The sequence below is a fragment of the Duganella rhizosphaerae genome (genome assembly GCF_040364205.1).
Classification (GTDB): Bacteria; Pseudomonadota; Gammaproteobacteria; order Burkholderiales; family Burkholderiaceae_D; genus Rugamonas; species Rugamonas rhizosphaerae.
The window spans coordinates 1-16,696 of sequence record NZ_BPWK01000007.1 but is presented as its reverse complement, the minus strand read 5'-3'; the positions used below and the strand labels follow the sequence as shown (position 1 = coordinate 16,696).

13 protein-coding genes and 2 rRNA genes are annotated in these 16,696 nt (G+C 62.8%); 6 read left to right on the top strand and 9 right to left on the bottom strand.

What is annotated here, in order from left to right; translation table 11 throughout:
• Positions 1 to 42 precede the first annotated feature (42 nt).
• The 4 genes from RUGAMON1_RS16160 to RUGAMON1_RS16145 all read left to right on the top strand — a co-directional run bounded on the left by RUGAMON1_RS16160 (position 43) and on the right by RUGAMON1_RS16145 (position 3,844).
• A complete protein-coding gene (locus RUGAMON1_RS16160; RefSeq protein WP_445231458.1) occupies positions 43 to 492 on the top strand; it encodes an acyl-CoA thioesterase in 450 nt (149 codons plus the stop codon).
• Between the two features lie 11 nt (positions 493 to 503).
• Complete coding sequence (locus RUGAMON1_RS16155) at positions 504 to 2,066, top strand: alkaline phosphatase D family protein (RefSeq protein ID WP_445231457.1); 1,563 nt, start codon at positions 504 to 506, stop codon at positions 2,064 to 2,066.
• Positions 2,067 to 2,140: 74 nt separating this feature from the next.
• Positions 2,141 to 3,475 (top strand): glycoside hydrolase family 99-like domain-containing protein, encoded by a 1,335-nt coding sequence (locus RUGAMON1_RS16150; protein ID WP_445231456.1) that lies wholly within the window; start codon positions 2,141 to 2,143, stop codon positions 3,473 to 3,475.
• Positions 3,476 to 3,547: 72 nt separating this feature from the next.
• Positions 3,548 to 3,844 (top strand): hypothetical protein, encoded by a 297-nt coding sequence (locus RUGAMON1_RS16145; RefSeq protein WP_445231455.1) that lies wholly within the window; start codon positions 3,548 to 3,550, stop codon positions 3,842 to 3,844.
• Positions 3,845 to 3,883: 39 nt separating this feature from the next.
• On the opposite strand, the gene RUGAMON1_RS16140 is transcribed toward RUGAMON1_RS16145, so the two are convergent.
• From RUGAMON1_RS16140 to RUGAMON1_RS16125, 4 genes are all read right to left on the bottom strand, one after another.
• The gene (locus tag RUGAMON1_RS16140) at positions 3,884 to 5,554 is read right to left on the bottom strand and encodes a long-chain-fatty-acid--CoA ligase (protein WP_445231454.1); all 1,671 of its coding nucleotides are present in this window, start codon (positions 5,552 to 5,554) and stop codon (positions 3,884 to 3,886) included.
• Between the two features lie 3 nt (positions 5,555 to 5,557).
• A complete protein-coding gene (locus RUGAMON1_RS16135) occupies positions 5,558 to 7,249 on the bottom strand; it encodes a long-chain-fatty-acid--CoA ligase (RefSeq protein ID WP_445231453.1) in 1,692 nt (563 codons plus the stop codon).
• A 190-nt stretch (positions 7,250 to 7,439) separates the two neighbouring features.
• Positions 7,440 to 8,567, bottom strand: coding sequence for an aminopeptidase (locus RUGAMON1_RS16130; RefSeq protein ID WP_445231452.1), 1,128 nt, complete (start codon positions 8,565 to 8,567; stop codon positions 7,440 to 7,442).
• A 9-nt stretch (positions 8,568 to 8,576) separates the two neighbouring features.
• The gene (locus RUGAMON1_RS16125; RefSeq protein WP_445231451.1) at positions 8,577 to 10,655 is read right to left on the bottom strand and encodes a molybdopterin-containing oxidoreductase family protein; all 2,079 of its coding nucleotides are present in this window, start codon (positions 10,653 to 10,655) and stop codon (positions 8,577 to 8,579) included.
• A gap of 148 nt (positions 10,656 to 10,803) precedes the next feature.
• Between RUGAMON1_RS16125 and RUGAMON1_RS16120 the strand changes: the two genes are divergently transcribed.
• On the top strand, positions 10,804 to 11,997 hold the full coding sequence (locus tag RUGAMON1_RS16120; protein ID WP_445231450.1) for a M20 aminoacylase family protein: 1,194 nt from the start codon (positions 10,804 to 10,806) through the stop codon (positions 11,995 to 11,997).
• Here RUGAMON1_RS16120 and RUGAMON1_RS16115 read toward each other — a convergent pair.
• Positions 11,994 to 12,890, bottom strand: coding sequence for an NAD(P)-dependent oxidoreductase (locus RUGAMON1_RS16115; RefSeq protein ID WP_445231449.1), 897 nt, complete (start codon positions 12,888 to 12,890; stop codon positions 11,994 to 11,996). The genes RUGAMON1_RS16120 and RUGAMON1_RS16115 overlap by 4 nt on opposite strands.
• Positions 12,891 to 13,005: 115 nt before the next feature.
• Here RUGAMON1_RS16115 and RUGAMON1_RS16110 point away from each other — a divergent pair, with 115 nt between their 5' ends.
• Positions 13,006 to 13,551 carry an acyloxyacyl hydrolase gene (locus tag RUGAMON1_RS16110; RefSeq protein WP_445231448.1) on the top strand — a complete coding sequence of 182 codons (546 nt, stop codon included), beginning with the start codon at positions 13,006 to 13,008 and terminating at the stop codon, positions 13,549 to 13,551.
• Between the two features lie 30 nt (positions 13,552 to 13,581).
• Here the strand turns inward: RUGAMON1_RS16110 and RUGAMON1_RS16105 are convergent, their stop codons facing one another.
• From RUGAMON1_RS16105 to RUGAMON1_RS16090, 4 genes are all read right to left on the bottom strand, one after another.
• The gene (locus RUGAMON1_RS16105; protein ID WP_445231447.1) at positions 13,582 to 14,769 is read right to left on the bottom strand and encodes a L,D-transpeptidase family protein; all 1,188 of its coding nucleotides are present in this window, start codon (positions 14,767 to 14,769) and stop codon (positions 13,582 to 13,584) included.
• A 41-nt stretch (positions 14,770 to 14,810) separates the two neighbouring features.
• A complete protein-coding gene (locus RUGAMON1_RS16100) occupies positions 14,811 to 16,175 on the bottom strand; it encodes a L,D-transpeptidase Cds6 family protein (protein ID WP_445231446.1) in 1,365 nt (454 codons plus the stop codon).
• A 160-nt stretch (positions 16,176 to 16,335) separates the two neighbouring features.
• A 5S ribosomal RNA gene (gene rrf / locus RUGAMON1_RS16095) occupies positions 16,336 to 16,448 on the bottom strand.
• 162 nt (positions 16,449 to 16,610) lie between these two features.
• A 23S ribosomal RNA gene (locus RUGAMON1_RS16090) occupies positions 16,611 to 16,696 on the bottom strand; the annotation flags it as partial.

The following is a 16,696-nucleotide window of genomic DNA, read 5'->3' as shown; positions in this document are numbered from 1 at the left end:
TGGTTCAATCCCGGTGATTGTAGCCCTTCAAGAGAATTCACGATGACCTCCCCCGAAAATCCCACCTCCATCAAAGCCGAAACCGTCAACCGCGGCCTGCCCGCCGGGAAAATGCCGGAATTGCGCATGATGCCGGCGCCATCCGACGCCAACGTCTACGGCGACGTGTTCGGCGGCTGGATCATGGCCCAGGTCGACATCGCAGGCTCGCTGCCGGCCACCCGCCGCGCCAACGGCCGCGTGGCGACCATCTCGGTGAACTCCTTCGTGTTCAAGAACCCGGTGTTCGTGGGCGACCTGCTGTCGTTTTATGCTGATATTGTCAAGGTTGGCAATACGTCCATTACCGTCAACGTCGAGGTGTTCGCCGAGCGCAACCGCCTGCAGGCCTGCACCGTTAAGGTCACCGAGGCCACGCTGACCTACGTCGCCACCGACTCGGACCGCAAGCCGCGCAAGGTGCCGCCGATCGAAACGCTGATCCGTTCCTGATCCGGCGCGGCATGCAGCAGCCTCGCCGCGCATTTCTCCTCACCGCCAGCCGCCTCGCCGCGCTGGCCGCCTCCTGCGGCAGCGCGCCTGCCAGCGCCAGCAACGCCTATCCGTTCAGCCTCGGCGTCGCCTCCGGCTCGCCGCTGCCGGACGCCGTCGTCATCTGGACCCGCATCCTGCACGATCCGCTCAACGCGGCCGCCACGCCGCCGCTGGCCTTCAGCGTGCGCTGGGAAGTGTCGGAGGACGAGCGCTTCAGCCGCATCGTCGCCAAGGGCACGGCCAGCGCCGCGCCGGAGCTGGCGCACAGCGTGCATGTCGACGTCACCGGCCTGGCGCCGGCGCGCTGGTACTGGTACCGCTTCATGCTCGGTGACGCCGTCAGCCCGATCGGCCGCACGCGCACCGCGCCCGCCGCCAACGCCCTGCCGGAGCAGCTGAAGCTGGCCGTGGCCTCCTGCCAGCACTGGGAGTTCGGCAGCTACGGCGCGCACCGCCACATCGCGGCCGCCGCGCCCGATCTGGTGGCCTTCCTGGGCGATTACATCTACGAGTGGGGCCCGTATCAGCTGACGCATCCGCAAACCGCGCTACGGACCGCTGAGAGCTTCTCGCTGGCCGATTACCGCGCCCGCTACGCCCAGTACAAGACCGACCGCGATTTGCAGGCCGCCCATCTGGCCGCGCCGTGGATCGTGACCTGGGACGACCACGAGGTGGCCAACGACTACGGCGGCGATCGCGACGAGCGGCTGGACCCGCGCTTTCCCGAGCGCCGCGCGGCCGCCTATCAAGCCTTCTACGAACACATGCCGCTGCGTTTGCCGCCGGCCGACTTCGCCCACCTGCGCATGTACCAGCGCTACGACTGGGGCCGGCTGGCGCGCTTCCACGTGCTGGACGACCGCCAGTACCGCTCCCACCATGCCTGCACGCCGGCCGGACGCGGCGGCTCCAGCTCGGTGCTCAGGCGCGAGTGCCCGGCGCTGGCCGATCCCGGCCGCACCATGCTGGGCGCGGAACAGCAGCGCTGGCTGGAGCAAGGCCTGGCCTCGTCGGCGGCGCGCTGGAACATCCTGGCCCAGCAAACGCTGATGGCGCAAAACAGCCAGGTGCCCATCATCAATGAATCCGACGGCCGCTTCTGGACCGACGGCTGGGACGGCTACCCGGCGGCGCGCCAGCGCCTGTTCGACGCGCTGCACGCCAGCAAGGCCGCCAATCCGCTGATACTGGGCGGCGACGTCCACAGCTTTTTCGCGGCCGAGCTCAACCGCATTCCCGCGCGTCCGCGTTCGGCCGCCAATCCCGTCATCGCCACCGAGTTCGTCGGCACCTCGGTGACGTCGCCGTCGCGTCCTCAGGCGCGCACCGAGCAGTACGTCGCCATGAACCACAGCATCAAGTACGGCCGCAGCGACAAGCGCGGCTTCATGCTGCTCAACATCACGCCGGCCGACACCACCACGCTGTTCCTGGCTTTGGACGACGTCCACAACGCAGCCAGCCCCATCAAGACCATCGCCAGCTTCCTGGTGCGCGACGGCCGTGCCGGACTGGCGGATGTTCGATAGGCAAAGATATAAAAATAACAATTGCGGTGCTAGAATGGATTGCAGCCCTCCCTCCCCATTCCACAGGACATCGCATGCAATCCAAGAAACGACAACTAATGCTGGGCGCCGGCGCCACAGCGCTGAGCGCGCTGGTACCAGCGGGCAAAGCCGGCGCCGTTCCGGTCACGCCCACGCGTACTTTGGTGGCCGCCTATTTCGGTGGCTGGTGCAACCCGATGGATGGGAGTCAGCGCTGGATACATGGCGACAATCCGTGGGGTACGTATCCCACCGCCGACCGCCCCAAGGTCACTCACCGGATGGGACTTTTTCCCGAGCGCTTTCCGCTGACGCTGCAAACGGAGGACGATTCCAACCAGATGGCGCAGCACTATCTGGATGAGGAGATCCTGACCGCCAGCCAGTACGGCATTAACGTTTTCGCGATGAACTGGTTCCGCGACGAATTCTTGAACTACCCGGTGATTAACTTCAAAAATTCGCCGCACAAGGACCGGATGTCCTTCTTCCTGCAATGGTCGAACAACTCCAACGCCAGCAACGATCCGCCGCAGGATACGCGCGAATACTTCTTCGAAGGCGTCCGCAGGGCAGCCCTGCATATGGCGGACCCATCCTATTGGAGGATCAACGGCAAGCCGGTATTCGCGATCTACAGCGTCGAGCAAATAGACCGCATCATTTACGCGACCAAAGGCCTGGCGTCCGACTATAAATACGCCAAGGGCGAAGCGCAGCTGGTGCACGACGCCTTCCTGCAGGACTGCCACAATATCGTCGCCAACGTCCTGGTCCATAACGACAATACCGGCGGCATCACCGGCCTGCGCAACGCTGCGCGGGTGAAGAACAACGCGCTGGCGAACCAGCCGGCCGGAATCTCGACGTCCGGCATCACCGGCACCTTCACCCAGGCTATGCACCTGGTGGTCGGCACCTCGGACATCGGCAGCTGGGGGATGTGCGAGACGGTACAGGGCATGTATGTCTATAACATCCGCAGCAAGTGGGTGGGGGCCGCGCAGGTCAAGCTGACGTCTTACGCCGAGATGATGAGCACGGCCGTGTCCCAATACAATTTCTACATCTCATCGATGCGCGATTTCACGCATGGAAAAACTACCTGGTGGCCAACCCTGATGGCCGGCTTCGACGACAGCCCCTGGCAGGCCAGCGATGCGCTGGCGCAGCATTGCCTGCCGACGCCGCAACAGTTCGCCCAGCATTGCGCGCAGGTCTCGACCGCGCATGCCGGCAACACGGACACCACCGGAGGCATCACCTTCATCTGCGCCTGGAACGAATATGGCGAAGGCAGCTGGATCTCGCCCACCAGCGCCATATATAACAGCCGGCTGGAGTCGATTCAGAAGTATCTGAAGAACGGCGAGCCTTATGCGGGCTGAGCGCCGCCGGCGTCTTGCAATGAAGCGCGCACGGCCTATACTGGCTAGACCATCACCGTATGGAGGCGCTACATGTTGAAAGTCACAGAGAGCGAAATTGCGCAGGAGCTCGATAGCTATTTGCACCGGGCCCTGACGCAGACCATAGTCGTAGAGAAGCCTGATCACGATCCCGTGGTCATGCTGTCACTGGCCGAGTTTGAAAGGCTGCAGGACGTCGACGACCAGCACTGGGCCGATTGCGCCCGCAAGGCCAACGTCGAGGGATATATCGATCACGATCATGAGGTGCGGCAGCGGCTGGCCGCGGCCATGAAGGAAAAGCGGCTCGCTTGCATCAAGAAAGGGCCGCGTTCGGACCACCACTAGATAAAAAAATCGCCTGTCTCAGCAGGCGATTTTCTCTTGTTATGCTGCGACTTTTTCGTCGCGCAGCTGACGGCGCAGGATCTTGCCGACGTTGGTCTTCGGCAGCTCGTCACGGAACTCGATGTACTTCGGCTTCTTGTACGCGGTCAGTTCGTGCTTGCAGAAGTCCAGCAGCTGCTCGGCGGTCAGGTTCGGATCCTTGCGCACCACGAACAACTTGACGGCCTCGCCCGAGTTCTTGTCCGGCACGCCGATGCACGCCACTTCCAGCACGCCCGGATGCGACGCCACCACGCCTTCCACTTCGTTCGGATACACGTTGAAGCCGGACACGATGATCATGTCCTTCTTGCGGTCGACGATGCGGGTGAAGCCCTGCTCGTTCATGATGCCGACGTCGCCGGTCTTGAAGAAGCCGTCGGCCGTCATCGACTTGGCGGTTTCATCCGGACGGTTCCAGTAGCCGGCCATCACCTGCGGGCCGCGGATGGCGATCTCGCCGGTCGCGCCCAGCGGCAGTGCGTTGCCGTCGTCGTCCAGGATGCAAACGTCGGTCGATGGAATCGGCAGGCCGATGGTGCCGGTGAATTCCTTGATGTCGACACGGTTGGCGGTGGCCACCGGCGAGGTTTCCGACATGCCGTAGCCTTCGATGATCGGCGTGCCGGTCAGCTTGAGCCAGCGGTCGGCCACGGCCTGCTGCACCGCCATGCCGCCGCCGTTGCAGACCGAGTAAGACGAGAAGTCCAGCTTGGCGAACTCGGCGTTGTTGAGCAGCGCGTTGTACAGCGTGTTCACCGCAGGGAACACGGCCACGCGGTACTTGGCCAGCTCTTTGACGAAGCCGGGGATGTCGCGCGGATTCGGCACCAGCAAATTCATGCCGCCCATGCGCATGCCCATGAAGGAGCTGATGGTCAGCGAGTAGATGTGGTACAGCGGCAGCGCGCACACAAACACCAGCTGCTCGGCCTGCGGCTTGAATTGCAGCCACGCTTCGTTCTGCAGCACGTTGGCGATGATGTTACGGTGCAGCAGCACGGCGCCCTTGGAGACGCCGGTGGTGCCGCCGGTGTATTGCAGGAAGGCGATGTCGTCATGCCCCTGCTTGACCGGATTGAGCGTCAGGCGCGCACCCTCGGCCAGCACCTGCTTGAACGAGACGGCGTTCGGCAGCGAGAACGACGGCACCATCTTCTTGACGTTGCGGACCACGAAGTTGACCAGCGTGCCCTTCAGCGCGCCCAACATGTCGCCCATGGTGGCGACGATGACTTGCTTGACCTGGGTGTGCGCCACCACCTGCTCCACCGTGGTGGCGAAGTTTTCCAGCACGATGATCGCCTCCGAACCGGAGTCCACCAGCTGGTGCTGCAACTCGCGCGGCGTGTACAGCGGATTGACGTTGACCACCGTGTAGCCGGCGCGCAGGATGGCCGCCATCGCCACCGGATATTGCAGCACGTTCGGCAGCATGATCGCCACGCGCGCGCCCGGCTTCAGGCCCTTGCTTTGCAGCCAGGCGCCCATTTGCAGCGACAGCTTGTCGAGCTCGCCGTAGGTCAGGAACTTGTCCATGCACACGTAGGCGTTGCGGTCGGCATACTTGCGGAACGATTCTTCCAGCAGGTGCGTCACCGAGCGGTACTGCGTGCTGTCGATCTCGGCGGGCACGCCTTCGGGGTAGGACTTCAGCCAAATTTTTTCCATGTCTTACGCAGCTTTCTTGTTCTGGCCGGGAGGTTCATCGCGCAGCATGCGCCGCAGGATTTTCCCGACGTTGGTTTTGGGCAGCTCCTCGCGGAACTCGATATATTTTGGCTTTTTATAGCCGGTAAATTGTTCTTTGCAATAGGCCATCAACTGCTCGACCGTCAGGTTCGGATCCTTGCGGACCACGAAGACCTTGACCGCCTCGCCCGAGTGCTCGTCCGGCACGCCGATGCACGCGCACTCCAGCACGCCGGGGTGGAGCGCGATCACGCCTTCCAGCTCGTTCGGATAGACGTTGAAGCCGGACACCAGGATCATGTCCTTCTTGCGGTCGACGATCTTCACGAAGCCGTTCTCGTCCATCACGCCGACGTCGCCGGATTTGAAATAGCCGTCGGCCGTCATGACCTTGGCGGTTTCGTCCGGACGGTTCCAGTAGCCGGCCATCACCTGCGGACCGCGGATCGCGATCTCGCCCGGCTGGCCCAGCGCCACTTCATTGCCGTCGTCATCGAGGATAGCGATGTCGGTCGACGGTACCGGCAAACCGATGGTGCCGGTGAAGGCCGAGCTGTCGGCGCGGTTGCAGGTAGCCACCGGCGACGTCTCGGACAAGCCATAGCCTTCGATGATGGACACGCCCGTCACCTTCTGCCATTTATCGTTGACGGCCTGCTGCACCGCCATGCCGCCGCCGTTGCAGATCTTCAGCGCCGAGAAGTCCAGGTTGCCGAACGACGGATGGTTCAGCAGCGCGTTGTACAGCGTGTTCACCGCCGGCAGCATGTTGAACCTGTACTTGCTCAGTTCCTTGATGAAGCCGCCGATGTCGCGCGGATTCGGGATCAGGATGTTCAGCGCGCCGACGCGCGTGCCCCACATCGCGCAGCAGGTCAGCGCGAAGATGTGGTACAGCGGCAGCGCGCAGACGATGGTGATCTGCTCGCTCACATTGCCCAGCGCCGGCTTGGACCAGGCCTCGTTCTGCAGCAGGTTGGCCACCAGGTTGCGGTGCGTCAGCGTGGCGCCCTTGGAGACACCGGTGGTGCCGCCCGTGTATTGCAGGAAGGCCGGATCGGTGGGCTCGAGCGACACCGGCGTCAGCTTCATGCGGCCGCCTTGCGACAGCGCGTCCTTGAAGCGCACCGCGTTCGGCAGCGAGAACGGCGGCACCATCTTCTTGATGCTGCGCACCACGAAGTTGACCAGCGCGCCCTTGAGGCCGCCGAGCAGCTCGCCCATGCTGGCCACCACGATGTGCTTGACCTGCGTGCGGCCCAGCACCTGCTCCAGCGTGGTCGCAAAATTTTCCAGGATCAGGATGGCTTCGCTGCCCGAGTCGTTGAGCTGGTGCTCCAGTTCACGCGGCGTGTACAGCGGGTTGATGTTGACCACGGTGTAGCCGGCGCGCAGGATGGCGGCGATGGCGATCGGATACTGCAACACGTTCGGCATCATGACGGCGACGCGCGCGCCCTTCTTCATGCCGCGGCTTTGCAGCCAGGCGCCCAGGCGCTTGGAATAAGCATCCACTTCGGCATAGGTGAGGAACTTGTCCATGCAGACGTAGGCGTTGCGGTCTGCGAACTTGTGGAAGGATTCTTCCATCAATTGCACCAGCGAGCGGTATTGGCTCGTGTCGATCTCCGTCAGCATGCCGGGCGGGTACGACTTCAACCAGATTTTTTCCATCCTGTGCCTCGTGTCTCGAATTATCGTTGTAAGGTCCGGCGCACAGTGCCGGTTCAGGGTCGGGGATTCGTCTGATGCGAACTTCCGGAGCCTACTTATGACGATGCTATCGGGCAGCAAGCTCAGACGCAAGCGCATTTAACCATATTTGAACGCGGCTTCTAACGGCTTTTTATGTTGCGCTGCAACATCAATGCATGCCTTCCGGTGCGGTGTCCGGCTCCTTGGCGGTCTCCGCGTTGAGCATTACCGGGCGACCCAGTTGCTGCAACTGCTGCTGACGTTGAACTAGATCAAGAGAAGCTAATTTTTGCACTGCACCATAAAATCGCACGAACGTTCGTTCTTGCTTTAACAACGAACGGAAGGCGGGCAGATAATCGTGGTAAGTTCCCACAGCGCTGAGGTGGGCGTTGGTCAGCGGCTCGGCAAACCAGCGGTCGTAGCCGGCGTAGCCGCCCCAGCTGTCCTTCAACTTCTGGTACTCGGTTTTCAGGTGGGCGAAGATGCGCGCCTTCTCGGCCCGCTTGTGGCGGGTGCTGGTTTTGCCGGCGTAGGTGTCGGCCAGCATCTTCCGGTGCTGCACCAGCAGTTCGAGGAAGTCCTGGCGGCGCGCGTTGTAGCGGGTGTAGGCCTCGCGCATCGGATCGGTGCCGTACAGCTCCAGCCAGCGCGCCACGCCGGCCTCCTCCACCGCCGTCGCGAAGCCTTCGTTGAACTGCGAATCGCCCTGCACATAGACCACCTGGTGCGCCAGCTCGTGGAACACCATGCGCGCCAGCTCGGCGTCGGAATAGTTGATGAAGGTCGACAGCAGCGGATCGCTGAACCAGCCCAGCGTGGAATAGGCCGGCACGCCGCCGACCTGCACGTCGTCTTTCTCCTTGCGCAGCTCGTCGGCGTAGGCCATCGCGTCTTCCTTGCTGTAGTAGCCACGATAGCTGACGCAACCGGCGATCGGGAAGCACCACTGGATCGGACGCAGCGACAGCTCCGGCGTCGCCACCACATTCCACAGCACGAAGGGGCGCGTCAGCGCGGCGTAGTTCTTGTAGCTGGCGTTGTCGGGCAGGCCCAGTTCCTTGACGGCGAAGCGGCGTATTAACAACGCTTTTTCCAGGCGGGCCTTGAGTTGGGGGTCGGTGGACGGATCGCCCAGCCAGTCTTCAATCGGACGGGCGTCCGACCACAGCGCATACTGGCCCTGGGCGGCTTGCATGTAGTACTTGAGTTGCGCGCAGCCAGCCAGCAAGAGGGCCGCGCAGCCCGCCGCCACCCAGTACCTGGCGCGGACGATTCTGCGGGCTATATTGCGCATACATTACCTTCAAGCAGCGACTCTTTCGACTTGTACCAGTGTATCGTAAAAAGTTGGTGCGCGGCCCATATCAGTCAACTGTTGGCTGGTAACCTCATTGGCGTTTTTACCATCCCTGCCTAGTTTTTTCCACCATACTGACAAGCCTACAACGAGGCCTGCGCGCGCCTTGTCCGTGACGCGCGCCTTGGCGATGAAAGTGCCGCGGTCATTGAAGATGCGCACCATGTCGCCGTCGGCGATGCCGCGCGCCGCGCTGTCGGCCGGATGGATGTCCAGGTGCGGCTCGCCCTCCGCCGAACGCAGGCTCTTGACGTTGACGAAAGTGGAGTTGAGGAAGTTGCGCGCCGGCGGAGAAATCATCGCCAGCGGATATCGTTTAGCCAGTTCCGGATTGCTGGCCACCGATTCGTACGGCGGCAGATACGCGGGCAGCGGATCGAGGCCGTCGGCCGCCATCGCGGCGGAATAAAACTCGCACTTGCCGGATGGCGTGGGGAAGCCGCCGTGCGCGAACGGCGCGTCCGGCACGTTGAGTTTCTGCCAGCCCTTTTGCTTCAGCGAATCCCAATCGAAGTTGACGGCGCGCACGTCCTGGGCGTTGAAGGCCATCGCCGCCAGCTGGTCGTCGCTGTCCTGGAAGCAGGGATCGTCGAAGCCCATGCGCGCCGCCAGCAGACGGAAGATTTCAGTGTTGGCCTTGGCCTCGCCCATCGGCGCGATGGCGGCGTTGTTGGCCATCATGTACAGGTGGCCGTAAGCGGTGTGCGTGTCGACGTGCTCCAGCTGGGTGGTGGCCGGCAGCACGATGTCGGCGTAGTCCACGGTGTCGGTCTGGAAGTGCTCCAGCACCACGGTGAACAAGTCCTCGCGCGCGAAGCCGGCCATGACCTTGGCCGAATCCGGCGCGATCGCCAGCGGGTTGGCGTTGTAGACGATCACCGCCTCCACTTCCGGCCCGAACTCCGGCGATGTCGGGCGCAGCAGGTCGTCGCCGATGGTGGTCATGTTGATGATGCGCGGCTGGCTCTTCAGCAGGTCCGGCCGTTGCAGCGCCGCCTTGTTGGTCGGGAACGAGCCACTGGACGACAGCTGGATGCCGCCGGCCGGATGGCGCCACGCGCCCACCAGCGCCGGCAGGCAGGCGATGTTGCGCACCGACATGCCGCCGCCGCGCACGCGCTGCACCCCGTAGTTGGTACGGATCGCCACCGGCTCGCCGGCGCGCGCCATGCCGCCGTACAGCCGCGCCAGCTCGACCACTTCGGCCGCGCTGATGCCGCAGGTGTCGGCGGTGCGTTCCGGCGTCCATTCGGCCGCGCGTTGTTTCAGTTGCTCGTAGCCCAGCGTGTGCTGCGCGATGTAGTCGTGGTCGAGCAAGTCCTCGGCGATCAGCACATGCATCAGGCCCAGCGCCAGCGCGGCGTCGGTGCCGGGCAGCAGCGCGATGTGCTGGTGGCACTTCTCCGCCGTCAGCGAGCGGTAGGGATCGATGGCGATCAGCTTGGCGCCGTTGCGCTTGGCTTCCTGCGCGCGGGTCCAGAAGTGCAGGTTGGAGGCGATCGGATTGCCGCCCCAAATCAGGATCAGCTTGGCGTTCTGGAACTGCTCCAGATCAGTTCCGATCGAGGCGCCGATGGTGTACTTGTAGCCGGTGGCGCCGGCCGTCGCGCAGATGGTGCGGTCCAGCAGCGAGGCGCCGATCTGGTTGAAGAAGCGCGACGACATCGACTCGCCCTGCACCAGCCCCATGGTGCCGCAGTAGCTGTACGGCAGGATCGCTTGCGGCGCGCGCGCGGCAATTGCTTTGAGCCTGGCTGCGATGGTGTCCAGCGCCTCGTCCCAGCTGATGCGCTCGAACTTGCCCTCGCCCTTTTTGCCGACGCGGCGCAGCGGATGCAGCAAACGGTCTTCATGGTAGGTGCGCTCGGTGTAGCGCGCCACCTTGGTGCACAGCACGCCGGCGGTGGTCGGATGGTCGGGGTCGCCCTTGACGGCGGTGGCCACGCCGTCCTCGACCGTCACCAGCAGCGCGCAGGTGTCGGGGCAGTCATGCGGGCAGGTCGCGCGGACTTGTGTGGTTGTCATATCAAACGCCTAAAAAACGTGGATGCAAAGCAGTATGGTAATCGATACGGCGACGATACTCCCCACTCTGGATTTGTTTGCACGACAAGGGCTACAATGGCTGTTCTCGATGCCCAAAAGGCAAGCGAACCCGATCTTGGAGAAGCAGATGAAACTAGTTGATCCCATCATTGCATTTCAATCTGAAATACAGCAAATCCGGCGTGACCTGCACGCCCATCCCGAGCTGTGCTACGAAGAACAACGCACCTCCGACGTCGTCGCCGACAAGCTGAGCGAATGGGGCATCCCGGTGATACGCGGCCTGGGCCTGACCGGCGTGGTCGGCATCATCAAGCACGGCAGCTCCAAGCGCGCCATCGGCCTGCGCGCCGACATGGACGCGCTGCCGATGCAGGAAGTGAACACCTTCGCCCACGCCTCGCGCCATCCGGGCAAGATGCACGCCTGCGGCCACGACGGCCACACCGCCATGCTGCTGGGAGCGGCCAAGCACCTGGCCGAGCACCGCAATTTCGACGGAACGGTTTACCTCATTTTCCAGCCGGCCGAGGAAGGCGGCGCCGGCGCGCGCCGCATGATCGAGGACGGCCTGTTCGAGCAATGTCCGATGGACGCGATCTACGGCATGCACAACTGGCCGGGCGCGCCGGTCGGCACGATGAGCGTGGTCGAGGGGCCGATGATGGCCTCCAGCAACGAGTTTTACGTCACCGTCAAAGGCAAGGGGGCGCACGCGGCCCAGCCGCACAAGGGCATCGATCCGGTGATGGTGGCGGTGCAGATCGCCCAGAGCTGGCAGACCATCATCAGTCGCCAGAAGAGTCCGCTGGACACGGCCGTGCTGTCGATCACGCAGATCCACGCCGGCAGCGCTACCAATGTGATCCCCGATGAAGCGGAGCTGGTCGGCACGGTGCGCACCTTCACCCAGCCGGTGCTGGACATGATCGAGCAGCGCATGGGCGAGATCGCCCAGCACACGGCGGCCGCGTTCGGCGCCGAGGTGGACTTCAAGTTCCGCCGCAACTATCCGCCGCTGGTCAACCATCCGGCCGAGACCAAATTCGCGGTGGAGGTGATGAAGTCGGTGGTGGGCGCGGACAAGGTAGACGACCAGGTCGAGCCGACCATGGGCGCGGAAGACTTCGCGTTCTTCCTGCAGGCCAAGCCGGGCTGCTACGTCTTCATCGGCAACGGCGAGGGCGACCACCGCGATGGCGGGCACGGCCTCGGCCCGTGCGTGCTGCACAACGGCAGCTACGACTTCAACGACCACCTGCTGCCGATTGGCGCCAGCTTCTGGGTGCGCCTGGCCGAGAAGAGCCTGCCGCTCGCTTAAACCAGCTTGTCCGGGGCGGTGCCGACGCGCTGTCCGGGATTGATGGCTTCCAGTCCCAGCAGCGCCGCCGAATGATCGGCCTGCGGGACCGTCTCCACCAGCGCCTGATAGCGCTCGGTCACCAGCTGCGTCACCGGCAGGGTGATGCCCGCCGCTTGCGCCGCCGCCAGGATGTTGCGCTGGTCTTTCAACTGCGTCTTCACCTGGCCGCCGGCGACAAAATTCCTATCCAGCATGCGCTGGCCGTGCACGTCGAGGATTTTGCTCTCGGCGAAACCGCCGCGTATCGCCGCCCGCATCGCCGCCGGATCGGCGCCGGCCGCCTGCGCCAGCAGCAAAGCCTCGGCCACGATGTTGATGGTGGCGCCAACGATCAGCTGGTTGCACAGCTTGGCCACCTGGCCGCTGCCGGCCGGGCCCACCAAGGTAGGCCGGCCCATGGCCGCCAGCACCGGCTCCAGCTCGGCGAAATCTTGCGCGCTGCCGCCCGCCATGATGGCCAGCGTACCGGCCGCCGCACCACCGACGCCACCGGACACCGGCGCATCGACAAAGCGCCGGCCGTGCTCGGCCAGCAGCGCATGGAACTCCTGCGCTTCCGATTGACGGGTCGAGCTCATGTCGACCCACAAAGCGCGTGGCGCCAGCGCCGGCAAGGCCTCGCGCATCACGGCGCCGACGATGGGGCCGGCCTCCAGCATGGAGATGACGATGTCCGCATCGCGCACCGCATCGGCCAGCGCCGCCTCTGCCTGCGCGCCGGCATCGGCCAGCGCAGCGGCCTTGGCGAAGGTGCGGTTCCAGACCGTCACCGCGTGGCCGGCCGCCAGCAGGCGCCGCACCATCGGGTCTCCCATCAAGCCAATACCGAGAAAGGCAATTCGCGTAGACAATTCCAACTCCTGAGATGATCAAAATAACAGCCTCGCCGGAATTATTCCACGAACCCCGGTACAATCAAGCCAGCCGTATGAATATGAGATATGGCATTTACATTGCAAGGATACTATGTTCGCGAAACAAATGATTGCAGCAGCAGCCGCACTGATCGCCATGCACGGCGCGTTTGCAGATGACAAACTGGTCGATTCCGTGGCCATCGACTACGGCAACGCCGCCAAGGTACAAATGGTGCGCTTCAGCGCCGCCAAGGATTGGAGCGCACGCTGGTTCCAATCGAACGGCACGCACCTGAGCGGCTACTGGGAAGCCAGCGCCGGTCTGTGGAAGGAAAGCCAGTACCAGAATATTTCGGGCAACACCGCCCACCTGTGGGACGTAGGCTTCACGCCGGTGTTCCGCTTCGAGAACGACAACAAGAAGGGCATCTACTACGAAGGCGGCATCGGCGTGCACCGCCTGTCCAAGCTGTACGATAACGATACCTACCGTTTATCGACCCACTTCCAGTTCGGCGACCACATCGGCATCGGCTACGTGTTCGACAACAACTGGGAAATCGGCGGCAAGATCCAGCACTTCTCGAATGGCGGCTACAAGAAGCCTAACACCGGCGTCAACTTCGTCGAAATCAAAGCGGCTTACCACTTCTGATAGACCAAGGCCCTTCGGGGCCTTTTCTTTTTAGACGTTCGATTCGGCGACGATCTTCCAGCTCTTGCCTTCCTTGGCCCAGTACTGCTTCTTGCGCACCGCGTGGCGGTATTTGCCGACCACGATCTGCTGCGTGAAATTGCTGACGATGACTTCTTCCTGGCTAGGCTGGCGGAAGTAGCTCGGCTCGCTCACGGTCACGCTGATCTTCTTGGCGCCGGGCAGGAAGCGATTCTTGTCCAGCCAGGCATTCACATCCTCGTCGGCCGCCGACTTGAAGCGCGGCGAATACAGCGCGCGCAAACCGGCGTCGTCGCGGTTCTCGACATCGCGCCGCCAGGCTTCCACCAGCGAACTGGCCACCCGCAGATCGCGCTCCATTTGTTCCTTGCTGACGAACTCGACCTGGTCACCGATCAGGATCGGCGTCTTGCCGATTTCTACCGTGCGGGTCAGCGTGTTCAGGTCGTCGTTGCTGACCACCACGCAGCCATCGGTCGACAGCGGCGGACGGCTGAAGGTTTCCGGCGGCGTGCCGTGCACCCAGATGCCGGAACCGCTGCGGCCCTGCGCCTTGTCCCAGTCGTTCGGATAATCGAGCGGCAGCGCGCCCTTGCCGTACATGTCGGGCAGCTTCACGCCCGGCAGGTGGCCGATGATGTAGTACACGCCGACCGGCGTGCGCATATCGCCTTCCTTCAACTTGTTGATGCCCAGCTTGCCCTGGCTGACGTAGAAGTCGGACAGCAGGCGGATCTGGTCGTTGCGGTTCTCGTACAGGTAGAGGCGCGAATGCTTGGCGTCGACGATCAGCGCATGCTTCTGGTCCTTGCGCATCTGCATCAGCGCGCGCGGCAGCAGCGCCGCCGACGGCCGGCCAGGCTCGGCCTGCATGCGTACGGTCGCTTCGCGCCGCAGGTCGGCCAGCTTGGACGCTTCGCCCTCCGGCACGGCCGCACCCAGCACGTTCACGGCGCGGGTATGCATCAACAGGATGTCGCCGCGGACCAGGTGGCCCAGGCGGAAATTGGGATAGGCAACCACCAGCGCATCGGCCTTCTGCTGGGCGACACGCAGATTGTGCTGGGACAGTTCTTTGTAGATATCGGACAGCAGCTCTTCCGGATTGGCTTTACGGACGACCGGCGCCCGCGCCGGCTTTTTTGCGGCGTAACTGACCGTCCCTCCCATCACGCTGAGGAGGAGGACGCAAAACAAGCCACTGGCACGCCAGTGTTGCGAAAATCTAAAGTGTGACATCAGCTACCCGAGGCTTCCTGCTTAATCTGCCATTTTCCACCATTTTTGACCAGCACGAGTGTCTTCCGGCTTCTGGCGGTGAGGCGATCCGATTCATAGGTCTGGCGGAAAGTCACTTTGGCCGTATTGCCGTTCACAACCACTTCCGGTCCGCCCACTTCAACGTGGATGCGCCCCTTGCCTTCAATGCGGGCGCGGCGCTCATCGGCCCAGGCCTTGCGCGACAAACCTTTAGGCGGCTCGAACTCCTGGCTGTAATAACCGAGGTAGGAATCGACATTCTGCGTCGTCCAGGCCTTGGCCCAGCCGTGGACCTGGGCCAGTACCGCATCGCGCTCGGACGTGTCCGGCTTGGCGGCTTTTTCCGGTTCGGGCTTGGCAGGTTTTGGTGGCTCCACTTTGGCCGGCTTGACCGGCTCGGCCTGGGCGACCACCACCGGTGCGGCTTTCACTGGCGCGGGTGCTGGTGCAGGCGCCGGCTTCGGCGGTTCAACCTTGGCCAGCACCGGCGCAGGCGCAGCAGGCTTGGCTGGGACCGGCGTAGGCACAGGTGCCGGTGCGACGGGCTTGGCGGCAACCGGCACTGGCACAGGCGCAGGCGCAGGCGCTGCGGCCACCTTGACTGCCGGCGCCGGAGTCGGTGCAGGCGGCGTCACCGACAAAGCCGGTATGCGTTGCAGCGTAGTCGACTTGCCGGTATCGGCAGGAATTTGCGAAATCAGCGGCGGCGCGGCATTCGCAGCCGCGCGTGGTGCAGCGGCCTGGGCCACTTGTTGAGGCGCGGATGCAGGCGTTGGTACGGCGATCTCCGGCGCGCCGAACTTGGCGCCGGTGCTGCTGGAGAAGTTCCGCAGCAGCGTCAGCTTGGACTTGGCCGGCGGCGTATTGTTCGAACCGAGCGCCAGCGCCTTGTCGTACGCCTGGCTGGCCATTTTGCCGTAGACGTCGCCCAGGTTTTCATACGCCGTCATGTAGCTCGGATTGGTACGGATCGCTTTTTCCAGCGACACGCGCGCCTTGTCGTACTGGCCGTTGGCCGCGTACAGCACGGCCAGGTTGTTATACGGTTCCGGCAGGTCCTTGTAATCTTCGGTGAGTTTGGTGAACACCGCGATCGCCTCATCCGACTTGTTTTGCTCGGTCAGCAGCACGCCCTTCATGAAGCGCATTTGCGGATCCGCTGGGTGCTTGCTCAGGTATTCGTTGGTCTTGTTCAGTGCCTCGACAAACTTGCCGGCCTTGGCCAGTTTGCTGACATCGGCCATCTCGTCGGCATGCGCCGGCGCGAGCGCAAAGAGGGTTGCTACGACGCCGGCGGACGCCAGGACTCGGTACAGCAATGTTGGAGCTGTCTTATTTTTCATTGAGGTATGAAGCAAGCACGAAAGCACACATGGTACACCTTTCGTTTCCCTAGATCAAAATCTAGCCTGTATCTTATATGCCTCTTTTTGAGACTAAAAAAACAAGCCGGAATGCAAAAAACCCCACCAAGATCACTTGGTGGGGTTCTTCATATAACTAGCCTGACGATAACCTACTTTCACACTGGTTGCAGCACTATCATCGGCGCAGAGTTGTTTCACGGTCCTGTTCGGGATGGGAAGGGGTGGTACCAACTTGCTATGGTCATCAGGCATTGACTTGTACTAGCGTCGCTTAACTTCAGCGCCGCCAAGAATCTGGAGGAAGTATTATAAACGATTTATATCGTTTATGTAGTAAATATTTTAGGTAATGAAGTTGTATCAACGAACGTTACAACATACTTCTTATTCACCATAACCTGCTAAGGTTATAGGGACAAGCCGTACGGGCAATTAGTATCAGTTAGCTTAATGCATTACTGCACTTCCACACCTGACCTATCAACGTCCTGGTCTCG